Raw genomic sequence first — 18,862 nt, forward strand, 5'->3', positions numbered from 1 at the left:
AACGCTTTGGTTATTTGTTGCCCCTCTGTCGCGATTTTCCGTGATGCTTAATGTTGGCTTAATCTTGTTTGGCGAAACTATCCTCACTTTACTGAGGATAGCGCCATGCAAAAATTAACCTTCCGCGAATACCTGGCAGTCACCTGCGCGTTTGTTATCGTCGTTGCCTTTTTCCATCAGTGGGTGCTGACGTTCTGACGCGAAGCTTTAGGGAAGAGTACCCAGGCGCGAACGCCGGGCCCGGGCTGTCGGTTATGTAAAAAGAACTGCGCGTCGTGCAGCTGGGCGATGCGGGTGACGATGCTTAACCCGAGACCAATACCGCCATAGCGGCTGTCCATGCGGACGAACGCTTTGCTTAACTCACCGCTTTTAGCCTCATCAATTCCCGGTCCTTCATCCTCAACGGCCAGAATGGGCGTTGGGCCAGGCGCTATCGACACTTTAATCGTCGACCCCGTCGGGCTATAACGATGCGCGTTTTCGACCAGGTTACGTAAAATAACCTGCACCAGCGTGGCGTCGCCCGACACGATTGCCTCTCCATCCTTGACGTTGATCGCCAGCGTCTGCTGGCGCTGCTGCAGCATTGTCTCAAGCTCGCTCTGCAGCGGTTCGATTACATCCTCTTTCAGCGCAACCTGCTGATAGCTTCCGGCGGAGAATGACTGGCCAACGCGCGCCAGCTGAAGCAGCTGGGTAATGCTATTGGTCATTTGATCGAGACGCTGAATTAGCGGGTCCACGCTAACGCCATGCACTTTCGCCAGAAGCTCCAGGTGCAGACGCAGCCCGGCCAGCGGCGTGCGCAGCTCATGGGCGACATCGGCGGTAAACAGACGCTCGCGATCGAGGGTTAAATTCAGGCGGGACACCAGCTGATTAATCGCGGTGGTCACCGCGGTGACTTCAGGAACCGATTCCTTCAGCGTGATAGGCTGCAGATTGTCCGGGGTGCGGCTTTCCAGCTCGAGCTGCAGTCTGGAAAGCGGCTTTGTGATTTTTTTCACCGCCAGCAGGGAGATATACAGCGCCAGGCCGATAATCAGCAGGCTTGGGATCAGCAGGCTGGCTACCGCTTCGCGAACCTCATGCTCAATATGCTTCTGATTGTTATGCCCTTCAATGGCGCTGGCGACCAGCAGCTGAATCTGCTCCTGACTTTCATGCCACAGCCAGAACACGCTGATGAGCTGACAAACGGCCAGAATAGCGCCAATTGTCAGCAGCAGCCGATGACGCATAGTCCAGTTTTCACTGACAAAAAAAGCCATAGCGTTATTCGGTCTCCGCGTTATCAACCAGCATATAGCCAAAGCCCCGGACGGTGCGGATGCGTGATTTGCCGACTTTATCGCGCAGATTATGGATATGCACCTCCAGCGTATTGGTGGCCGGTTCGTTGTCCCAGCTGTAAATGTCATTGTAGAGAATTTCGCGATGCACCGGGCTGCCCGCTTTCATCATCAGGCGTGAAAGCAGAGCGTACTCTTTGGGCGTTAAATCCAGGGACTGCTCGCCGAGCCAGACCAGCCGCCGGGTGACGTTCAGGCGCAGATTGCCGACGGACAGTTCGTTATCGCCCTGATTATTGTGACGACGCAGCAGGGCGCGAATGCGCGCGTTCAGCTCTTCCAGCGCAAACGGCTTAACCAGGTAGTCATCCGCGCCGGTATCCAGGCCGCTGATGCGGTCATCAACGGTATCGCGGGCGGTGAGGATCAGCACCGGCTGGCTGAACTTCTCCCGTCGCATGCGCGCCAGGAAGTGCAGACCGTCTTCATCCGGCAGGCCGAGGTCGAGAACCACCAGGCTGTAGTGGTTGCTGGCCAGAGAGAGGGCGGCTTCGTGGGCGGTTGATACGCCGTCGCAAACGTAGCCTTCGCTTTGCATCGCCAGAATTAACCCTTGTAACAGGAGCGCATCGTCTTCAATGACTAAAATTTTCATCGGCCTGCCTCTCTACATGGCGTTAAAATATCGTCTGTTGCCTGGTACTCGCGGGTGCTGACCCCGAGCAGACCGAGCAGGGTGGAGAAAAGATTATCCTGCGAATACGCTTGCGTTTTCGCTTTTTGCTGCAAACACTGGCTGGACACGCCATAGCGCTGTTGATAATCCGCTGACAGCCACAGCAGCATCGGGACGTGTTTTTGCGTCTCCGGGGCGATGGACCACGGTAGCCCGTGTAAATACACCCCATCCTCGCCAAGCGACTCGCCGTGATCCGAGAGATACACCAGGCTGGTGGTAAATTTATCCTGCTTTGACTGCAGTAATTTTATCGCTTTGTCGACCACATAATCGACATACAAAATCGTATTATCGTAGGTATTGGTGAGCTGCTGCTGGGTGCAGCTCTGAATCTCGTTGGTGTCGCAGGTGGGCGTAAACTGTTTAAACTGCGCCGGATAACGATTGTAGTAGGTTGGGCCGTGGCTGCCGATAGTGTGCAGCACGATAATCCCGTCCTGCTGCAGATTGTCGATATAGTTCTCCAGGTTATGGAACAGCACCTCATCGTAGCATTCGCCGTCGATGCACTGGCCGCTAAGCTTGAGATCGGTGACGTTCTGGTGCGGTACCCGGTCGCAGGCTCCTTTACAGCCGCCGTCGTTATCATTCCACTGAACCTGAATTCCCGCGCGCTGCAGGATATCCAGCACGCCTTCCTGATGGTGCGCCAGCTCTTCATCATAGTGGGCCCGCGGCATATTAGAGAACATGCACGGTACAGAAACCGCGGTCGCGGTGCCGCAGGACGTGGTGTCGGGGAAATAGATGACATTATCCTGTTTCAGGCGCGGGTTGGTCTCGCGGGCGTAGCCGTTCAGGGAAAAGTTTGCCGCTCTTGAGGTTTCGCCTAACACCACGATAGTCAGGTTTTTCCGCGGTCCGCTGCGCATCTCCGGCTTCTGAACCGCGTCTTCGCCAATTTTGACCAGCGGAAGATTATCCATCCTGTTATGCGCATACCAGGAGTTCACGGCCACAATGCTGTTTGACGGGCTCAGGGACTTAACCAGCTCTTTGTTATTGCGAAACAGCGAGGCGTAATCTTTATAGAAAAATGCCGCGACCAGAATAATCAGCAGCGCTGAAACCACGATGCTCAACAGCCTTACCGCCACGCTGCGCCACAGGGTTGCCGGTTTGCGGATTTTAACCCACCAGGCCACGACCACCGCCAGAATGCCGGAGAGTCCCAGGATCAGGACCATTTTTCCGGAGAGTAGCGCAAAGCTTTCGGCGGGAGTGGTATCGAGAATATTGGTGATCATCGCCCGATCGATAACCACGCCAAAGGTCCAGATAAAATACTGGGCCGAGGCGCTAAGCAGAATAAACAGGCTGATAACGAGGCGGTCAAGCTTAAGAAATGACGCTAGCGTGGTGATGATATTCATCACGCTGATAGCCACTATCGGCATACTGAGGAACACCAGCCAGTTATGCAGGCCGTTGACCGGCAGCAGGGTAAACGCCTGGCGATAGAAAGCGATGTTCAGCGCCAGGCCAATATAGCAGGCGAACAGAATCAAATAGACCGTACGGTTAAGCATTGGCCGACGTAAAGAAAATAACGACATAGCGAAGTCCACATAAAGAGATGTTCGCTATGCTGCCCGTTTTTTTTTAAGACAACCTTAAGATTTTAAGCCTGCCTGTTTTTGTCGCGAGGATAAGGCCGCGTTGAGGATTAGCCTAAGGCCTGAATCGCTTTATCCAGCGCGCGGCGCAACAGCTGGCGATCGTGACGATAGGGCACATCGCTGGCGTCCAGAGGCGTCTGAATGACGACCCGATCCTTAACCCCTGCGATATCGGCTTTCGGGCCGACAACCAGCGCGTCAATCACCCGTTTACCAATCTGCTGCTCCATAATGGCGACCCTGTCCGCCAGCGTCAGGCTGGCTGCCGGGCTATGCTCTTTGCCGAGGTTATCGATAAACACCATTGGCGCGGGCGTGCGGCGCAGCGCCTTCGCCATCTCATCAAGCAGCAGAATCGGCATCAGGCTGGTATAGAAGCTGCCGGGGCCAATCAGGATTAAATCGGCTTCGGCGATGGCTTCTATCGCTTCACGGGTGGTGGGCACCGGCGGGGAGAGCATAAGCTCGCGCGGCACGCTGGCAAGCTGATCGATATTCACTTCACCGTAAACTTCGTGCCCTTCATGGTCGATGGCCATAAGATCGACCGGTTGTTCCGACATCGGGATCAGAAACGCGTCGACCTTAAGAAGATTCCTGATCAAATTGATCGCTTCAAGCGGGCGCACGCTCAGGTGATCCAGCGCCTTAAGCATCAAATTGCCGAGGTTATGCCCGGAAAGCTCGCCGTTGCCGCTAAAACGGTACTCAAACATCGCCGAGGCCACGCTGGGTTCGGCGATGAGCTGATTAATACAATTGCGCATATCGCCCCAGGCGATGCCGCCTTCCGCGCGACGAATGCGCCCCGTAGAGCCGCCGTTATCGGTCGTGGTGACGATGCCGGTGAGGCGTGAACCGAGCGAAGAGAGGGATGACATTACCCGGCCCAGCCCGTGCCCGCCGCCGAGTGCCACCACGCGATCCAGATCGGCGAAAGTGCGATTGCGCATAAAAATCCCTTATAACCATTTATCGGGCTCACAGTAACCGATCTACCCCTAAAAGACGATGGGCTGAATCTGACAAACTGACCGACATCAATGCAAAAGCGTGGTTTTTAGCTATTCTGTAGCGAAAATACGCGATCGTATCGATATGTACATGATTATATAACGAAACTGGAAATGGCATAACCGTTATTAAAGCGCTACTATTCGGCGTAACCCACTAACACTCTAGCCTCTGTGCCTGTGTCGAAAGATATGGTGCTTTGGCCGTGACAACTTCGGTTGCCACCAGGGCGCGAAAAGAAATGACCGCGTCTCCCGTATTTGGAAAGGTGTCTATGGCTTCACAGCTTACCGATGCATTTGCGCGGAAGTTTTACTATCTGCGTTTATCAATTACCGACGTATGCAACTTTCGTTGTACCTACTGTCTCCCCGATGGCTATAAGCCCGGCGCCGTCACCAATAAAGGCTTTCTCAGCGTTGATGAAGTTCGCCGCGTGACGCGCGCGTTCTCCGCCCTGGGGACGGAAAAGGTGCGCCTGACCGGCGGCGAACCCTCGCTGCGTCGCGATTTTACCGACATCATCGCCGCGGTGCGGGAAAACCCTTCTATTCGCCAGATTGCGGTCACCACCAACGGCTACCGGCTGGCGCGCGACGTTGAAAGCTGGCGCGATGCCGGGCTGACGGCGATTAACGTCAGCGTGGACAGCCTCGATGCGCGTCAGTTTCACGCCATCACCGGCCAGGACAAGTTTCATCAGGTGATGGACGGCATCGATGCCGCATTTGCCGCTGGCTTCGAAAAAGTGAAGGTCAATACCGTGCTGATGCGCGACGTTAACCATCACCAGCTCGACACTTTTCTGGCGTGGATCCAGCCGCGCCGCATTCAGCTGCGTTTTATTGAATTGATGGAAACCGGCGAAGGCAGCGATCTGTTCCGCCGCCATCATATCTCGGGCATGGTGCTGCGCGATGAGCTGCTGCGTCGCGGCTGGATCCATCAGATCCGCCAGCGTAGCGACGGCCCGGCGCAGGTGTTTTGCCATCCGGATTATGCCGGGGAAATCGGTCTGATTATGCCTTATGAAAAAGACTTCTGCGCCACCTGTAACCGTCTGCGCGTCTCTTCCGTGGGTAAATTGCACCTGTGCCTGTTTGGCGAAGGCGGCGTCGATCTGCGCGATCTGCTCGCCGATGAGCAGCAGCAGCCGGCGCTGGAGGCGCGCATATCCGAGGCGTTAACGCACAAAAAACAGACCCACTTCCTGCATCAGGGCAACACCGGTATTACCCAGAACCTGTCCTATATTGGCGGATAATTCATTTTAAGGAGCGATCAGATGAGCCAGGCCAGCGCTGAGTTTATCCCGACCCGTATTGCTATTCTCACCGTCTCCAGCCGACGTGGCGAAGAAGACGACACCTCCGGACACTGGCTGCGCGACGCGGCTGAGGAGGCGGGGCACGTCATCGTCGATAAGGCGATTGTGAAAGAGAACCGCTACGCCATTCGCGCCCAGGTGTCGGCGTGGATTGCCGGCGATGAGGTGCAGGTGGTGCTGATTACCGGCGGCACCGGTTTTACCGACGGCGACCAGGCGCCGGAAGCGCTGCTGCCGCTGTTTGACCGCGAAGTGGAAGGTTTCGGCGAGGTGTTCCGCATGCTCTCCTTCGAAGAGATCGGTACCTCGACCCTGCAGTCCCGCGCCGTTGCCGGGGTGGCGAACCGCACGCTGATTTTTGCGATGCCCGGCTCAACCAAAGCCTGTCGTACCGCATGGGACAATATTATTGCGCCGCAGCTCGATGCGCGCACGCGCCCGTGCAACTTTATCTCTCATCTTAAGAAGTAATTTATGACGCAGTTGACCCATATTAACGCCGCCGGCGAAGCGCACATGGTCGATGTCTCAGGGAAAGCGGAGACGGTTCGCGAAGCGCGCGCCGAGGCCTATGTTGAAATGCAGGCCACGACGCTGGCGATGATTATCGACGGTAGCCATCACAAAGGCGATGTCTTTGCCACCGCGCGCATTGCCGGGATCCAGGCGGCAAAACGCACCTGGGAGCTGATTCCGCTTTGCCATCCGCTGATGCTGAGCAAAGTCGAAGTCAATCTGCAGGCGCAGCCCGAGCATAACCGGGTGCGTATCGAATCCCTGTGCCGTCTGACCGGGAAAACCGGCGTTGAGATGGAAGCCCTGACCGCCGCTTCCGTCGCCGCGCTGACGATTTACGATATGTGCAAAGCGGTGCAGAAAGATATGGTGATAGGTCCGGTGCGCCTGCTGGCGAAAAGCGGCGGCAAGTCCGGCGATTTCAGAGTGGAAGATAGCCATGATTAAGGTTCTTTTTTTTGCCCAGGTGCGCGAACTGCTCGGCACCGACTCCCTGACGCTCGATCCGCAAGGCCTGACCACGGTTGAAGCCGTTCGCCAGCAGCTGATCGCCCGCGGCGACCGCTGGGCGCTGGCGCTGGAGGAGGGCAAGCTGCTGGCGGCGGTAAACCAGACGCTGACGACGTTTGATCACCCGCTGGCGGCCGGTGATGAAGTGGCGTTTTTCCCGCCGGTTACCGGGGGATAACATGACGCAGACGCGTATTATCGTCAGCCATGACCGCTTTAAGGTCGGCGACGAATACCCCTGGCTGGCCGAGCGCGATGAAGACGGCGCGGTAGTGACGTTTACCGGCAAGGTCCGCAACCACAACCTTGGCGACAGCGTCAAAGCGCTGACCCTCGAACATTATCCGGGGATGACGGAAAAGTCGCTGGCGGAGATTGTGGAACAGGCGCGCGAGCGCTGGCCGCTGGGCCGGGTGACGGTGATTCACCGTATCGGCGAGATGTGGCCCGGGGAGGAGATTGTCTTTGTCGGCGTCACCAGCGCCCACCGCGGTAGCGCGTTTGCGGCGGGGGAGTTTATTATGGATTACCTGAAGACCCGCGCGCCGTTCTGGAAGCGGGAGGCGACGCCGGAAGGCGAGCGCTGGGTCGATGCGCGAGATAGCGACCGTGAAGCGGCAGAACGCTGGTAGTGTGGTACGCTTAGAAGATAAATTTCGTTAATCAGGAGACAGTCATGGATAGATATCCTCGTTCCGGGGCGATCGTACAGGGTCGCAGCGGACTTCAAACTTATATGGCGCAGGTGTACGGCTGGATGACGGTCGGGCTGCTGCTCACGGCGTTTATCGCGTGGTTTGCGGCCAACACCCCTGCGGTGATGATGTTTGTCTTTTCCAGCAAAATAACCTTTTTCGGCCTGATCATCGCCCAGCTGGGGCTGGTATTCGTGCTCTCCGGCATGGTGCAGCGGCTGAGCGCGGGAATGGCGACCACCCTGTTTATGCTCTATTCGGCGCTAACCGGGCTCACCTTATCCAGTATATTCCTCGTCTATACCTACTCATCGATCGCCAGTACCTTCGTGGTGGCAGGCGGGATGTTTGGCGTGATGAGCCTTTACGGCTATACCACTAAACGCGACCTGAGCGGCTTCGGCAATATGCTGTTTATGGCGCTTATCGGTATCCTGCTGGCGTCGCTGGTTAACTTCTGGCTGAAGAGCGAAGCGCTGATGTGGGCGGTGACCTACATCGGGGTGATCGTCTTCGTCGGCCTGACCGCCTATGACACCCAGAAGCTGAAAAACATCGGCGAGCAGATTGACGTTCGCGATGCGTCAACGCTGCGCAAATACTCGATTCTTGGGGCGCTGACGCTGTATCTGGACTTTATCAACCTGTTCCTGATGCTGCTGCGCATTTTCGGCAACCGTCGTTAACTCGTTCCCGGATCTCAGACGGTGGTAAACCTGTAGCCCCGGTCAGCATCAGCGACCGGGGCTTTTTTGACTACTCGCCCGCCAGCTTGCGCTGGTTTTTCTCCCGCAGATGCTTCGCCCGGCTCTCCAGAATCAGGTAGCCGATGGTCGCCAGCAGCAGCGGCAGGAAGTAGTACAGGGCGCGATAGGCAAGCAGGGCGGCAATAATCGCGCCGCGCGAAATCTCTTCCCCGGAAAGCATGGCGATAAATACCGCCTCAAGCACGCCAATGCCTGCCGGAATATGCACGATAACCCCCGCAATGCTGCTGACCAGCAGCACGCCGAGCACGAGAAAATAGTCCACCTGCGGGCCCAGCAGCAGCCAGATAATCGCCCCCATCGCCATCCAGTTCAGGCTGGAAACCGCCATCTGCAATATCGCGAAGCGCCAGGACGGCAGCACCAGCCGCTGGCCTTTTATCGTCAGATGGCGCTTTTTAGCAAAGGCACAGGCCCACAGGTAAAACGCGGAAATCAGCAGTAAAACGACGCCCAGAATTTGCAGCGACGACTGGCTGATATACCAGCGCTCGGGCACCTTCACCATGCCGGAGCTAAAAATAATGCCGCCGAGCAGAATATAGCCCAGCCAGTTGGTGGTAATGCTCAGAGAGAAGATACGGGTAATGGTTGCGCCGCTCAGGCCGAGGCGCGAGTAGAGCCGATAGCGCATACCAATCCCACCCACCCAGGTGCTGAGCGTCAGGTTAAAGGCGTAGCAGATAAACGACACCAGCATCACCTGGCGTTTCGCCAGCTTGTGGCCGCAGTAAGCGCGCCCCAGCAGGTCGTAGCAGCCATAGATCAGGTAGCTGGCGATAACCAACCCGATGGCGCTGAGCAGCGCCGTACGGTTGTAATCGCGAATGACCTTCCACACGTCCTGCCAGTCGATTTTTTGCGCGTAGACCACCAGCAGAACGACGACGGCGATAAAAAAGAGCACCGTCAGGATTTTTTTCGCCATCTGCCAGCGAGGGTGAGATTTCGCCATCAGGATTTCACCTCCTGGTTTTCCGGGTCCACGCGGTCCTGGGTTTCTATTTCTGGCTGTACCGGGGGCTGAACCCGCGACAGCAGCGGCGTATGGGCCGGTAGCCATCCGACCCAGGCAGGGAAGTGGCGCAGGAAGTGGAACGCCAGCACGCTAATGCCGAGCCGCCACCATGTTCGTTTCGACAAAATGCGCTTATCGACCTCGCGGCAGTCGTTAAGGATTAAGCCATTGAGATTATCGCGCAGCGTCTGGTTAAACTCGCGGTCGTGAATCACCAGGTTGGCTTCCAGATTCAGCGACAGGCTCAGGGGGTCGAGGTTGCTGGAGCCCACCGTGGCCCAGTGATCGTCCGCCAGCGCCACTTTGCCGTGCAGCGGACGGCGGCGATATTCGAAAATCTGCACGCCGCCTTTTACCAGATAGTGGTAGAGCAGGCGCGCGCCGAATTTGACAATCGGAATATCCGGCTCACCCTGAACGATGAGCTTAACGCGCACGCCGCGGCGGGCAGCGTTGCGCATAGCGTGCAGCAGCCGATAGCCTGGGAAAAAGTAGGCGTTAGCGATAATCACTTCCCGGCGGGCGCTGGTCAGCATCTTCAGATAGTGACGCTCAATATCATCGCGATGATCCTGATTATCCCGCCAGATAAACAGCGCCTGCGCCTCGCCGGGGTTGCGGTTGATTTCAGGCTTATGCCGACGCCGCTGCCACCAGCGTCGGGTCGCTTCGCTGGTGGGGAGGTTTTCGAGTTCAAATTGCAGAATATCGAGCACCACCGGCCCTTCGACCTGTACGGCGTAATCCTGTTTGGCCTCCGGACCGTAATCGGTCATGTGCTCGGCGGAGTAGTTAATGCCGCCGACAAAGGCGGTAACGTCGTCGATCACCACGATTTTGCGATGCATACGGCGAAATAAATTAGTGCGCATGCCGAGCAGGCGCGGGCGCGGATCGTAATAGCGAAAAATCACGCCAGCCGACGTCAGCTCGCCCACAAAGCTTTCGCTTAAATCCGGCGAGCCGTAGCCGTCCAGTAAGACCTCGACGCGCACGCCGCGCTGGGCCGCTTTTAACAGAACGGCATGGAGCTGTTTGCCGACGTCATCTTCAAACCAGATAAAAGACTCAAGGATCACCCGCTGCTGCGCTCGGCCGATGGCGGCAAACAGCGCCGGATAATAGTTATCGCCATTTTCTAATAGCCGAATGCGGTTTCCTTCCTGCCAGCTGCATTTCACAGATGTATCTCCACGCTAAGCGGTGCATGATCGGACAGATGACGCCACTGTTTTAACGCCAGCGCTCTGGGCTGGCTGGCGTGGGCGTTTTTTACGTAGATGCGGTCAAGTCGCAGCAGCGGAAAGCTGACCGGGAAAGTGCGCGCCGGGCGCCCTCTGGCGCGGGTAAAAATCTCCTCCAGCCCGGCCTGGGCTTTAAGCTGGCGGTTCGCCTGCTGCCGCCAGTCGTTAAAATCACCGGCTACCACCACCGGTTCGCCCGCGGGTAAACCGTTCACCCAGTCCGCCAGCATCGTCAGCTGGGCCTGGCGTTGATGAGCGCGCAGTCCCAGGTGTACGCAGAATAAATGGATAGCGATGCCGCTTTCCGGCGGGACGATGCGGCAGTAGAGCAGGCCGCGCTTTTCGCTGTTGCCGACCGAAACATCGAGATTTTGATAATGTTCAATGGGAAAGCGGGAGAGGACCGCGTTGCCGTGATGCCCTTCCGGGTAAACGGCGTTGCGGCCGTAGGCGTAATCGCTCCACATGGTATCGGCCAGAAACTCATAGTGGGTGGTATCCGGCCAGTTTTCGATATGCAGCGGATGAATTTCGTGCGCCCCCATCACCTCCTGCAGGCAAACAATGTCGGCGCTGACGCTGCGCACCGCTTCGCGTAATTCGGGCAAAATAAAGCGGCGGTTGAACGCAGTAAACCCTTTATGGGTGTTAATTGTCAGCACGTTTAACGAAAATCGCGGCATTTGTTTGTCCTTATTTCTCTGGGCAATGTCACTTTCCTGTAGGAAATAGTGTAGTAGAGGTCACAAAAAGATGCGGTGATACGGAATTTTCCGTAAAGTGCGGTACTCTGAGTAGCAGAGAAAAATCCTTCAGGAGAGAAGCCATGAAGTGGCAACAACGTGTACGCGTCGCAACGGGTCTTAGTTGCTGGCAGATTATGTTGCATCTACTGGTCGTGGCAGTACTGGTGATGGGTTGGATGAGCGGCGCGCTGGTGCGCGTCGGATTAGGTTTGTGCGTGCTGTACGGCGTCACGTTAGTGTCGATGCTGTTTTTGCAGCGCCATCACGATGAGCGCTGGCGCGACGTCGGTGATTTCCTTGAGGAACTCACCACCACCTGGTACTTCGGTACCGCGGTGATCGTGCTGTGGTTGCTGTCGCGCGTGCTGCACAATAACCTGCTGCTGGCCCTCGCCGGGCTGGCAATACTGGCCGGTCCGGCGGTGGTTTCACTGCTGGCGAAAGATAAAAACAGATACGCTAAATCGTTCGGGCTACAACAAGGCGGCAACGCAGCGAATCCCCAGAAGCATAGATAACTATGTGACTGGGGGGAGCAAGGCGAGCCAACGCAGTTGTGGCTTGAACGATGACGAGTATTACGCGATCTTTCTTCGGAACATCGCATACGCCGCCGAGCCGGTGGTGGCCGCTATGACCAGTAGCGGCCACAAACTTCCCCACACGATTTCCAGACTCGCATCCTTCAAATAGATCTGCTTGGTGATATCGGTGAAATGACGAATCGGGTTCACCCACGTCAGGTTTTGTAGCCATACCGGCATATTTTCCACCGGCGAAACGTAGCCGGAGAGTAAAATCGCCGGCATCATAAAGACGAATACGCCGATAAACGCCTGCTGCTGCGTGGAGCACAGCGACGAAATCAGCAGTCCGAATCCTACCAGTGAAAGACCGTAAACGATCATCGTGAAGTAAAACAGCAGCAGTGAGCCAGCGAAGGGAATCTGATAGGCCCAGATACCGATCCCCAGCACGATGGTCGCCTGCAGGGTGGCGACAATCAGCGCCGGGACCGCTTTACCGATAAAGATCTGCCAGGTTGCCAGCGGCGAGACCAGCAGCTGGTCGAGCGTTCCCTGTTCGCGCTCGCGGGCAACGGAGAGCGAGGTGACGATCATTACGCCGATGGTGGTGATCATGGCGATCAGCGAGGGCACCACGAACCATTTGTAATCGAGATTCGGGTTATACCAGTTGCGTACCACCAGCTCGCTATTGTTCGGTTTGGCTTTGCCTTCCTGCAGGTCCTGCTGATAGCTTTTGACGATCTGCTGGAGGTAGTTGGCGGCAATTTGCGCGCTGTTGGAGTTGCGCCCGTCCAGCAGCAGCTGGAGCGGGGCGGTCTGGTTGGTGTCGAGGTTGCGCGAAAAATCCGCCGGGAAACGCACGACCAATAGCGCTTTTTGTTCATCGATGGTCGGTCTTATTTCCTGAGGGCTTTTCAGTAACAGCACGTGGGTGAAGGCTTTGGCGCGGGCAAAGCGCTGGGTCAGCTCCACGGCGTGCTTGCCGTTGTCTTCGTTATAGATGGCGATGGTGGCGTTCGTTACCTCCAGCGTGGCGGCAAAGGGGAACAGCAGCACCTGAATGAGCACCGGCATAATCAAAATCGCCCGCGTCTGCGGTTCACGCAACAGCGACTGCAGCTCTTTGCGGATTAACGTCCATAAGCGATGAAACATCTCATATTCTCTCTTTGTGAGCCCCGGATTGCGCTGCGCTTATCCGGGCTACCCGTTTGCCAGCCCTTGTACCGGGGGGCGCGCAGGCAAATTAATCCAGACGCCGTTTGGTTTTCAGCCACGTCAGGCCGATAAACATCACCGCCGAGGCGATTAAAAACATCACGTTCACCAGCAGCACCACCGGGATGTTGCCCGCCAGAAACAGGCTTTGCAGGGTGCTGACAAAATAGCGCGCCGGGATCACATAGGTCACCGCGCGGATTATCGCCGGCATGCTGTCTATCTGAAAAATAAACCCGGACAGCATAATTGAAGGCAGGAATGCGGCATTCAGCGCCACCTGCGCGGCGTTAAACTGGTTGCGGGTAATGGTGGAAATCAGCAGCCCCATTCCCAGGGTGCTCAGCAAAAACAGGCTGGTGATAAAAAACAGAATCACCAGCGAACCGCGAAAGGGCACGCCGAGAATAAACACCGCCACCAGCATACACAGCAGCATCGCCAGCATGCCGAGGAAATAGTAGGGGATCAGCTTGCACAGCAGCAGCTCGGCGCGGGTAATCTCGGTCGACAGCAGCGCCTCCATGGTGCCGCGCTCCCACTCGCGGGCCACCACCAGCGAGGTCAGGATCGCGCCGACTACCGTCATAATGATGGTAATCGCGCCTGGGATAATAAAATGCTGGCTGATGGCGGCCGGGTTAAACCAGTAGCGCGTCTGCACGTCGATTAGCGGCTCGAAGTTTTCGCCGCGATCTTCCGCCCGCTGCTGCTGCCAGATTTGCCAGATGCCTTCGACGTAGCCCTGGGCGAAGTTAGCGGTATTGGGTTCGCTGCCGTCGGTGATGAGCTGGATCGGCGCATCGTCGCCGGGGCGGGCCATCTTCTGGTCGAAGCCCACCGGCAGGGTTACCAGGGCGCGAATGCGTCCCGCCTGCATCATCTGCACCAGTTCCTGGCGGTTATCGCTGATGGTGGCGTCGATATAAGGGGAGCCGGTCATGGTATGGACAAAATCCAGCGCCTCTTCGCTCTGCTGCTCCAGCAGCACGCCCACCCGCAGTTTGCTGGAGTCGAGGTTAATCCCGTAGCCAAAGATAAACAGCAGCAGCAGGGGGATGACCACCGCAATCAGCCAGCTGCTGGGGTCGCGGACAATCTGCCGCGTCTCTTTCACGCACAGGGCGCGTACGCGCCGCCACGATAGCAGTTTACCGCTCACCGGCGTTCTCCTTATCCCAGTCGTGAATGAGGGTGATAAACGCCTGCTCCATCGTTGGATCAGGCTGTTCATCATCCGCCGCCAGCGCCTTCAGATCGTCCGGCGTGCCGCTGGCGATCAGTTTGCCGCGATAGACCAGGCCGATACGATCGCAATACTCCGCTTCATCCATAAAGTGGGTAGTGACCATCACCGTCACGCCTTTATCCACCATGCTATTGATATGCAGCCAGAATTCGCGGCGGGTGAGGGGATCGACTCCGGAAGTGGGTTCATCAAGAAACAGGATATCCGGCTCGTGCATCAGCGAGCAGGCCAGCGCCAGGCGCTGTTTATAGCCGAGCGGCAGATCGTCGGCGGCCTGCCGGGCGATGCTTTTCAGGCCAAACGCCTCGCTCATGCTGGCGATTTTGTCGTTCTGCGCCCGTCCGCGCAGGCCGTAGACGCCGGAGAAGAAGCGCAGGTTCTGCTCAACGGAAAGGTTGCCGTAGAGCGAGAACTTCTGCGCCATATAGCCCAGATGCTGACGCGCCTTGCCGGAGCTGACTTTCAGGTCCATGCCCAGCACCAGCGCTTTCCCGGAGGTGGGGACCAGCAGGCCGCACATCATCTTAAACGTCGTGGACTTTCCCGCGCCGTTAGGCCCGAGGAGGCCGAAAATCTCCCCGCGTTTGACCTGAAAATCGACGTGGTCGGTGGCGGCAAAATCGCCGAATTTCTTGGTCAGGGTCTGCGCTTCAATCACCGTGTCCTCACGGGAGCCTCCCACGGTGTGGATAATGTTGCCCAGCGGCGATTCGGCAGTCCCGGCGCCGCCCAGCAGGTCGATAAAGGCATCCTCGAAGCGCGGCGCGGTTTCGGCGACCTCCAGCGGCGGCATATCGCCAGCCTTCTGTACATCGCTGATCCTGGCCTCTTTTTTAAGGATCAGGCGTACCGATTTACCCTGAATCACGCCATCGCTGACCTGCGGCAGCTTCAGCGTACGCTGGAGGAGGCGGCGGTTATTCTCCCGGGCGCTGGAAACCAAAAAGCTGCGTCCGGCCATGGTCTGCGTCAGCTCTTTTGGCGCCCCCTGGTAGAGCAGCTGGCCCTCGTTCATCAACAGAACGTCCCGGCACTGCTCGGCCTCATCAAGATAAGAGGTGCTCCAGAGGATCAGCATTCCGTCGCCCGCCAGTTCGTGCACCATCTGCCACAGTTCGCGGCGCGAGATAGGGTCGACGCCGACGCCGGGTTCGTCCAGCAGCAGGACTCTCGGTTCGCCGACGAGGGTGCAGGCCAGGCCCAGTTTCTGCTTCATGCCGCCGGAAAGCTTGCCCGCCAGCCGGCCGGTAAAGGGGCCGAGGGAGGTAAATTCCAGCAGCCTGGCGAAGGTTTTTTCCCGCGCCTCGCCGGTCACGCTGCGCAGATCGGCGTAGAGCGTCAGGTTTTCCATCACCGTCAGATCTTCATACAGGCCGAATTTCTGCGGCATATAGCCGAGCACCGCATGCAGGGCGCTGTCGTCGGCAATTGGGTCGAAGCCGATCACTTTTGCGCTGCCTGCGTCGGGCTTCAGCAGCCCGGCGAGCATGCGCATCAGGGTGGTTTTTCCGGCGCCATCCGGGCCCACCAGACCGGTCACATAGCCGGAGTGAATGGTGCAGTCCAGCGGCGCGACGGCCGGGCGATCCATGCCGGCAAAGCGCCGGGTCAGGCCGCTCAGCGTAATCACGTCCTCGCTCATTGGCCGTTTCCGTGACTGAAGGTGACGGTGACCGGCATTCCCTGGCGCAGCGCGTCGTCGGCATCGGTGACCACAATACGCAGGCGATAAACCAGATCGGTGCGCAGGTCCGGCGTTTCCACAGTTTTCGGCGTGAATTCAGCGGTTGGGGAGACGAAGCCGATTTTGCCGCGGTAGGGTTTATCCGGGCGACTATCGGTGTAAAGCAGCACTTCGCGACCCGGCTGGGCCTGACCGAGGTTTTTTTCATCGATATAGGCGCGTACCCACACCGGATGGGTTAACGATAACGTCATCACCGTGCCGCCAGCGCTGAGCATGCTGCCCGGCTCGACGGCGCGGGTCATCAGCGTCCCGTCGGACGGCGAGGCCAGCGTGGTATCGTGCAGATCCAGCTTCGCCTGTGCCAGCGCGGCCTGCGCCTGTTCAAGGCTGGCTTTGGCCTGGGCGATTTCCTGCGGACGATTACCGGCGCGGTACTGGCGCAGCTTATCCTGCGCGGACTTCAGCGTCGCCTGGGCCTGATCGCGCGATGAGCGGGCGTTTTCCAGGTCGTTAGCGGAGATGGCGCTGCTTTTGCGCAGCCCCAGCTGGCGCTGGTAAAAATTCTGCGCATAGTCGTAAGCGGCCTGCGCCTGGTTGACCGCGGCGGCGGCCTGAGCGATCTCTTCCGAGCGATACCCCGCCATCATCAGGTCGTACTGCGCCTGGGCGGTAGAAACGTTGGCCTGAGCCTGCTGCAGGGCATTCTCGTAGGGCGCTCGGTCCAGCTCGCCCAGGGGCTGCCCGGCTTTAATCGCATCGCCCTCGTCGACGCTGAGCGACGCCAGCCGCCCGCCCACGCGGAAGCTGAGGTTGACGGTACGAATATCCACGTTGCCATACAGCGTGAGCGCTTTCTGCTGGCTGCTCTGGTACCACCACCAGCCTCCGCCAATGACAGCGGCCAGCAGGAGAAGCAGCACAACGACGATGAGCGGTTTTTTCATGACTCCAGACTCCTTTGCGATAATCCTTCCAGAACGAAATCAATATGGCAGGTGATAACCTCAATAATTTGCGCGGTTTTGTCCCGATCGAACTCAGCCCAGCCCGCGCGGCGCAACACCGTTTCCCTACCAAGGCGAAAAGCGAGAACTTCGCCCAGCAGCGCGTGGGTGTGGAGGACCATTTCCGTGCTGTCAGCGTTAAGGCCGGTATAGGCGGCGATTAAGCGGGTCAGGTAGCAGTGTAGCGGAGCAATCACCTGATCGTGGATGAGCCGGTAGGCCGGCGTTGGCGACAGCTGCTCGCGGGAGATAAATTTGCTCAAATTGACGGTGTCGTCCTGGGTCAGCAGCAAAATCATATTCTGGCAGGCGCCCAGTATCAGGGTGCGCATGGCGGCTTTATCCGGAACAGGCTCAGCGCACAGCGCTTCCGCCGCCTGCGCGTGGGGGCGGAAATTGTGCTCGATAAAATCGGCAATCCACTGGGCGCAGGCGAGATAGAGATCGTCCTTGGAACCAAAATAGTAGGTAATGGCAGCGATATTCTGCCCGGCCTGGGCGGCAATATCGCGGGTTGTGACGTGCAGGCCGTATTCGCCAAACTGGGCGATTGCGGCGGCGATAAGCTGGCTTTTCGCCTGCTCGCCCTTACTGGTCGTGGGAGTGGTTGTCATCGCGCGAGAAAAGTTAATCAATCGATTGATTAACTCTAGGCGCAGGTTGGCGGTTTGTCCACCGTTTGCTGCTAGATATGAAATCCTTCGCGACTCAGCTCTTCGGCAACCCAGGCAAAGAAGATCTTCACTTTCTCTTTTTGTTCATTCGGGTGCGGTAAAACGAAGTGATGCGCGTTAACCGGCATGCTGACGTCGCGGGTAAAGACGGGTTCCAGGTGGCGTTGGCTCACGCTCTGCCCGGCCAGCAAATTACTCTCAAGAATAATCCCCATTCCCATCCGGGCAGCCTCAATACTCATATAGGAGCGGTCAAAATTAAAAATAAAGTTTTTATTCCAGCCGCGAACCTTATGCCACGACAGCCAGTTGCTCCAGCCGATCAGCGTGCTATCGGAATGAATAAGGTCGCAGGCCAGCAGGTCTTCAATGGACTGAACGTCGCGGCCGGCTAAATAAGTCGATGAGCTAAAGGGGAGCACGCGTTCATTTTTTATGGTCTTGACCACCAGGGTTGGCCACTGTGAGAGCCCGTGGCGAATATCGATATCAATATTATCGCGGGAGAACTGGATGCTTTCATAAGAGCAGGTCAGGCTAATTTTAAGCTCCGGCCAGGCCTGGCGAAATTTATTCAGACGGGGCATCAGCCACAATAATCCAAAGCTCGGCGCGGAATGAATCCGTAAATAATCCTGGTGGATATCATTAATCACCTGGTTAGTGGCCTGACCAATAATATTTAACGCCCCGGAAACCTCTTTAAGGTATTTTTCGCCAATTGTGGTTAATACCATCCCTTTACTGCTACGGGAAAATATCTTTTTTCCCAGATACTGTTCCAGGCTGGCTATCTGATGACTTACCGCGGAGGCCGTAATATTAAGGTTCTCTGCCGCCAGGTTCAGGCTGCCGGTATCGGCCACTTCAATAAAGGCCTGAATGTTACGTAAGGATGGCATCGGCAAGCTTTTATTCTGCAGCGGCTGGTTCATGATTTCCTCCGGCGGGGGGAATAACGCAAGGCGCTTTTTTTACTCAGAAAGAAGGACGTCCAGCCGTTATCCCAG

Annotated in this window: 20 protein-coding genes and 1 riboswitch; of the genes, 7 read left to right on the forward strand and 13 right to left on the reverse strand. The window is 57.3% G+C overall.

What is annotated here, in order from left to right:
* Positions 1-176: 176 nt before the first annotated feature.
* The 4 genes from pmrB to yvcK all read right to left on the reverse strand — a co-directional run bounded on the left by pmrB (position 177) and on the right by yvcK (position 4,606).
* Positions 177-1,274 (reverse strand): two-component system sensor histidine kinase PmrB, encoded by a 1,098-nt coding sequence (gene pmrB, locus BJF97_RS09345; protein WP_014228490.1) that lies wholly within the window; start codon positions 1,272-1,274, stop codon positions 177-179.
* A gap of 4 nt (positions 1,275-1,278) precedes the next feature.
* On the reverse strand, positions 1,279-1,950 hold the full coding sequence (gene pmrA / locus BJF97_RS09350; RefSeq protein ID WP_004849045.1) for a two-component system response regulator PmrA: 672 nt from the start codon (positions 1,948-1,950) through the stop codon (positions 1,279-1,281).
* Positions 1,947-3,590, reverse strand: coding sequence for a phosphoethanolamine transferase EptA (gene eptA, locus BJF97_RS09355; protein ID WP_025108112.1), 1,644 nt, complete (start codon positions 3,588-3,590; stop codon positions 1,947-1,949). The genes pmrA and eptA overlap by 4 nt, the downstream gene beginning before the upstream one ends.
* 110 nt (positions 3,591-3,700) lie before the next feature.
* Entirely contained in the window at positions 3,701-4,606 is a 906-nt protein-coding gene (gene yvcK, locus BJF97_RS09360) for a uridine diphosphate-N-acetylglucosamine-binding protein YvcK (protein ID WP_014228492.1), read from the reverse strand.
* Between the two features lie 209 nt (positions 4,607-4,815).
* Positions 4,816-4,954, forward strand: a riboswitch (molybdenum cofactor riboswitch).
* Here yvcK and moaA point away from each other — a divergent pair.
* From moaA to BJF97_RS09390, 6 genes are all read left to right on the forward strand, one after another.
* Positions 4,942-5,931, forward strand: coding sequence for a GTP 3',8-cyclase MoaA (gene moaA / locus BJF97_RS09365; RefSeq protein ID WP_014837864.1), 990 nt, complete (start codon positions 4,942-4,944; stop codon positions 5,929-5,931). Its footprint overlaps the riboswitch before it by 13 nt.
* A gap of 21 nt (positions 5,932-5,952) precedes the next feature.
* Positions 5,953-6,465 carry a molybdenum cofactor biosynthesis protein B gene (gene moaB / locus BJF97_RS09370; protein WP_009653795.1) on the forward strand — a complete coding sequence of 171 codons (513 nt, stop codon included), beginning with the start codon at positions 5,953-5,955 and terminating at the stop codon, positions 6,463-6,465.
* 3 nt (positions 6,466-6,468) lie between these two features.
* Positions 6,469-6,957 (forward strand): cyclic pyranopterin monophosphate synthase MoaC, encoded by a 489-nt coding sequence (gene moaC / locus BJF97_RS09375; protein ID WP_014228494.1) that lies wholly within the window; start codon positions 6,469-6,471, stop codon positions 6,955-6,957.
* The gene (gene moaD / locus BJF97_RS09380) at positions 6,950-7,198 is read left to right on the forward strand and encodes a molybdopterin synthase sulfur carrier subunit (protein ID WP_004849056.1); all 249 of its coding nucleotides are present in this window, start codon (positions 6,950-6,952) and stop codon (positions 7,196-7,198) included. Before moaC ends, moaD begins: the two co-directional genes overlap by 8 nt.
* 1 nt (position 7,199) lies before the next feature.
* Positions 7,200-7,652, forward strand: coding sequence for a molybdopterin synthase catalytic subunit MoaE (moaE, locus tag BJF97_RS09385; RefSeq protein WP_004849058.1), 453 nt, complete (start codon positions 7,200-7,202; stop codon positions 7,650-7,652).
* Between the two features lie 44 nt (positions 7,653-7,696).
* Positions 7,697-8,401, forward strand: coding sequence for a Bax inhibitor-1/YccA family protein (locus tag BJF97_RS09390; RefSeq protein WP_004849060.1), 705 nt, complete (start codon positions 7,697-7,699; stop codon positions 8,399-8,401).
* Between the two features lie 70 nt (positions 8,402-8,471).
* Here the strand turns inward: BJF97_RS09390 and BJF97_RS09395 are convergent, their stop codons facing one another.
* Genes BJF97_RS09395 through BJF97_RS09405 form a run of 3 tightly spaced genes read right to left on the reverse strand, consistent with a single transcriptional unit; the run spans position 8,472 to position 11,427 of the window.
* Positions 8,472-9,437: a lysylphosphatidylglycerol synthase transmembrane domain-containing protein gene (locus BJF97_RS09395; RefSeq protein WP_014228496.1), complete on the reverse strand. Its 966-nt coding sequence runs from the start codon at positions 9,435-9,437 to the stop codon at positions 8,472-8,474.
* Positions 9,437-10,681, reverse strand: a complete 1,245-nt coding sequence (gene clsB / locus BJF97_RS09400; RefSeq protein ID WP_014837867.1) for a cardiolipin synthase ClsB — start codon at positions 10,679-10,681, stop codon at positions 9,437-9,439. Before clsB ends, BJF97_RS09395 begins: the two co-directional genes overlap by 1 nt.
* Positions 10,678-11,427 (reverse strand): endonuclease/exonuclease/phosphatase family protein, encoded by a 750-nt coding sequence (locus BJF97_RS09405; protein WP_014228498.1) that lies wholly within the window; start codon positions 11,425-11,427, stop codon positions 10,678-10,680. The genes clsB and BJF97_RS09405 overlap by 4 nt, the downstream gene beginning before the upstream one ends.
* Positions 11,428-11,570: 143 nt before the next feature.
* Here BJF97_RS09405 and BJF97_RS09410 point away from each other — a divergent pair, with 143 nt between their 5' ends.
* On the forward strand, positions 11,571-12,008 hold the full coding sequence (locus BJF97_RS09410) for a YbhQ family protein (RefSeq protein ID WP_004130686.1): 438 nt from the start codon (positions 11,571-11,573) through the stop codon (positions 12,006-12,008).
* Positions 12,009-12,068: 60 nt separating this feature from the next.
* On the opposite strand, the gene BJF97_RS09415 is transcribed toward BJF97_RS09410, so the two are convergent.
* From BJF97_RS09415 to BJF97_RS09440, 6 genes are all read right to left on the reverse strand, one after another.
* Complete coding sequence (locus BJF97_RS09415) at positions 12,069-13,175, reverse strand: ABC transporter permease (protein ID WP_032694526.1); 1,107 nt, start codon at positions 13,173-13,175, stop codon at positions 12,069-12,071.
* Positions 13,176-13,266: 91 nt separating this feature from the next.
* Positions 13,267-14,400 carry an ABC transporter permease gene (locus tag BJF97_RS09420; protein WP_032694525.1) on the reverse strand — a complete coding sequence of 378 codons (1,134 nt, stop codon included), beginning with the start codon at positions 14,398-14,400 and terminating at the stop codon, positions 13,267-13,269.
* Positions 14,390-16,129 (reverse strand): ATP-binding cassette domain-containing protein, encoded by a 1,740-nt coding sequence (locus BJF97_RS09425; RefSeq protein WP_032694524.1) that lies wholly within the window; start codon positions 16,127-16,129, stop codon positions 14,390-14,392. Before BJF97_RS09425 ends, BJF97_RS09420 begins: the two co-directional genes overlap by 11 nt.
* Complete coding sequence (gene hlyD / locus BJF97_RS09430; protein ID WP_032694523.1) at positions 16,126-17,118, reverse strand: secretion protein HlyD; 993 nt, start codon at positions 17,116-17,118, stop codon at positions 16,126-16,128. Before hlyD ends, BJF97_RS09425 begins: the two co-directional genes overlap by 4 nt.
* Positions 17,115-17,792, reverse strand: coding sequence for a transcriptional regulator CecR (gene cecR, locus BJF97_RS09435; RefSeq protein WP_032694540.1), 678 nt, complete (start codon positions 17,790-17,792; stop codon positions 17,115-17,117). Before cecR ends, hlyD begins: the two co-directional genes overlap by 4 nt.
* Positions 17,793-17,863: 71 nt before the next feature.
* Positions 17,864-18,787: a LysR substrate-binding domain-containing protein gene (locus BJF97_RS09440; protein ID WP_014837871.1), complete on the reverse strand. Its 924-nt coding sequence runs from the start codon at positions 18,785-18,787 to the stop codon at positions 17,864-17,866.
* Positions 18,788-18,862: the final 75 nt, after the last annotated feature.

Origin of the sequence: Klebsiella sp. LTGPAF-6F (assembly GCF_001753185.1) — a bacterium.
GTDB lineage: Bacteria > Pseudomonadota > Gammaproteobacteria > Enterobacterales > Enterobacteriaceae > Klebsiella > Klebsiella michiganensis.

Excerpts from the sequence above, each read along its gene's own strand:
- moaE (WP_004849058.1), top strand. The coding sequence starts at position 7,200 with ATGACGCAGACGCGTATTATCGTCAGCCATGACCGCTTTAAGGTCGGC.
- eptA (WP_025108112.1), bottom strand. The coding sequence starts at position 3,590 with ATGTCGTTATTTTCTTTACGTCGGCCAATGCTTAACCGTACGGTCTAT.
- BJF97_RS09395 (WP_014228496.1), bottom strand. The coding sequence starts at position 9,437 with ATGGCGAAATCTCACCCTCGCTGGCAGATGGCGAAAAAAATCCTGACG.
- BJF97_RS09410 (WP_004130686.1), top strand. The coding sequence starts at position 11,571 with ATGAAGTGGCAACAACGTGTACGCGTCGCAACGGGTCTTAGTTGCTGG.
- BJF97_RS09415 (WP_032694526.1), bottom strand. The coding sequence starts at position 13,175 with ATGTTTCATCGCTTATGGACGTTAATCCGCAAAGAGCTGCAGTCGCTG.
- pmrB (WP_014228490.1), bottom strand. The coding sequence starts at position 1,274 with ATGGCTTTTTTTGTCAGTGAAAACTGGACTATGCGTCATCGGCTGCTG.
- BJF97_RS09425 (WP_032694524.1), bottom strand. The coding sequence starts at position 16,129 with ATGAGCGAGGACGTGATTACGCTGAGCGGCCTGACCCGGCGCTTTGCC.
- hlyD (WP_032694523.1), bottom strand. The coding sequence starts at position 17,118 with ATGAAAAAACCGCTCATCGTCGTTGTGCTGCTTCTCCTGCTGGCCGCT.
- moaD (WP_004849056.1), top strand. The coding sequence starts at position 6,950 with ATGATTAAGGTTCTTTTTTTTGCCCAGGTGCGCGAACTGCTCGGCACC.
- pmrA (WP_004849045.1), bottom strand. The coding sequence starts at position 1,950 with ATGAAAATTTTAGTCATTGAAGACGATGCGCTCCTGTTACAAGGGTTA.
- yvcK (WP_014228492.1), bottom strand. The coding sequence starts at position 4,606 with ATGCGCAATCGCACTTTCGCCGATCTGGATCGCGTGGTGGCACTCGGC.
- moaC (WP_014228494.1), top strand. The coding sequence starts at position 6,469 with ATGACGCAGTTGACCCATATTAACGCCGCCGGCGAAGCGCACATGGTC.
- BJF97_RS09390 (WP_004849060.1), top strand. The coding sequence starts at position 7,697 with ATGGATAGATATCCTCGTTCCGGGGCGATCGTACAGGGTCGCAGCGGA.
- moaA (WP_014837864.1), top strand. The coding sequence starts at position 4,942 with ATGGCTTCACAGCTTACCGATGCATTTGCGCGGAAGTTTTACTATCTG.
- cecR (WP_032694540.1), bottom strand. The coding sequence starts at position 17,792 with ATGACAACCACTCCCACGACCAGTAAGGGCGAGCAGGCGAAAAGCCAG.
- BJF97_RS09440 (WP_014837871.1), bottom strand. The coding sequence starts at position 18,787 with ATGAACCAGCCGCTGCAGAATAAAAGCTTGCCGATGCCATCCTTACGT.
- moaB (WP_009653795.1), top strand. The coding sequence starts at position 5,953 with ATGAGCCAGGCCAGCGCTGAGTTTATCCCGACCCGTATTGCTATTCTC.
- BJF97_RS09405 (WP_014228498.1), bottom strand. The coding sequence starts at position 11,427 with ATGCCGCGATTTTCGTTAAACGTGCTGACAATTAACACCCATAAAGGG.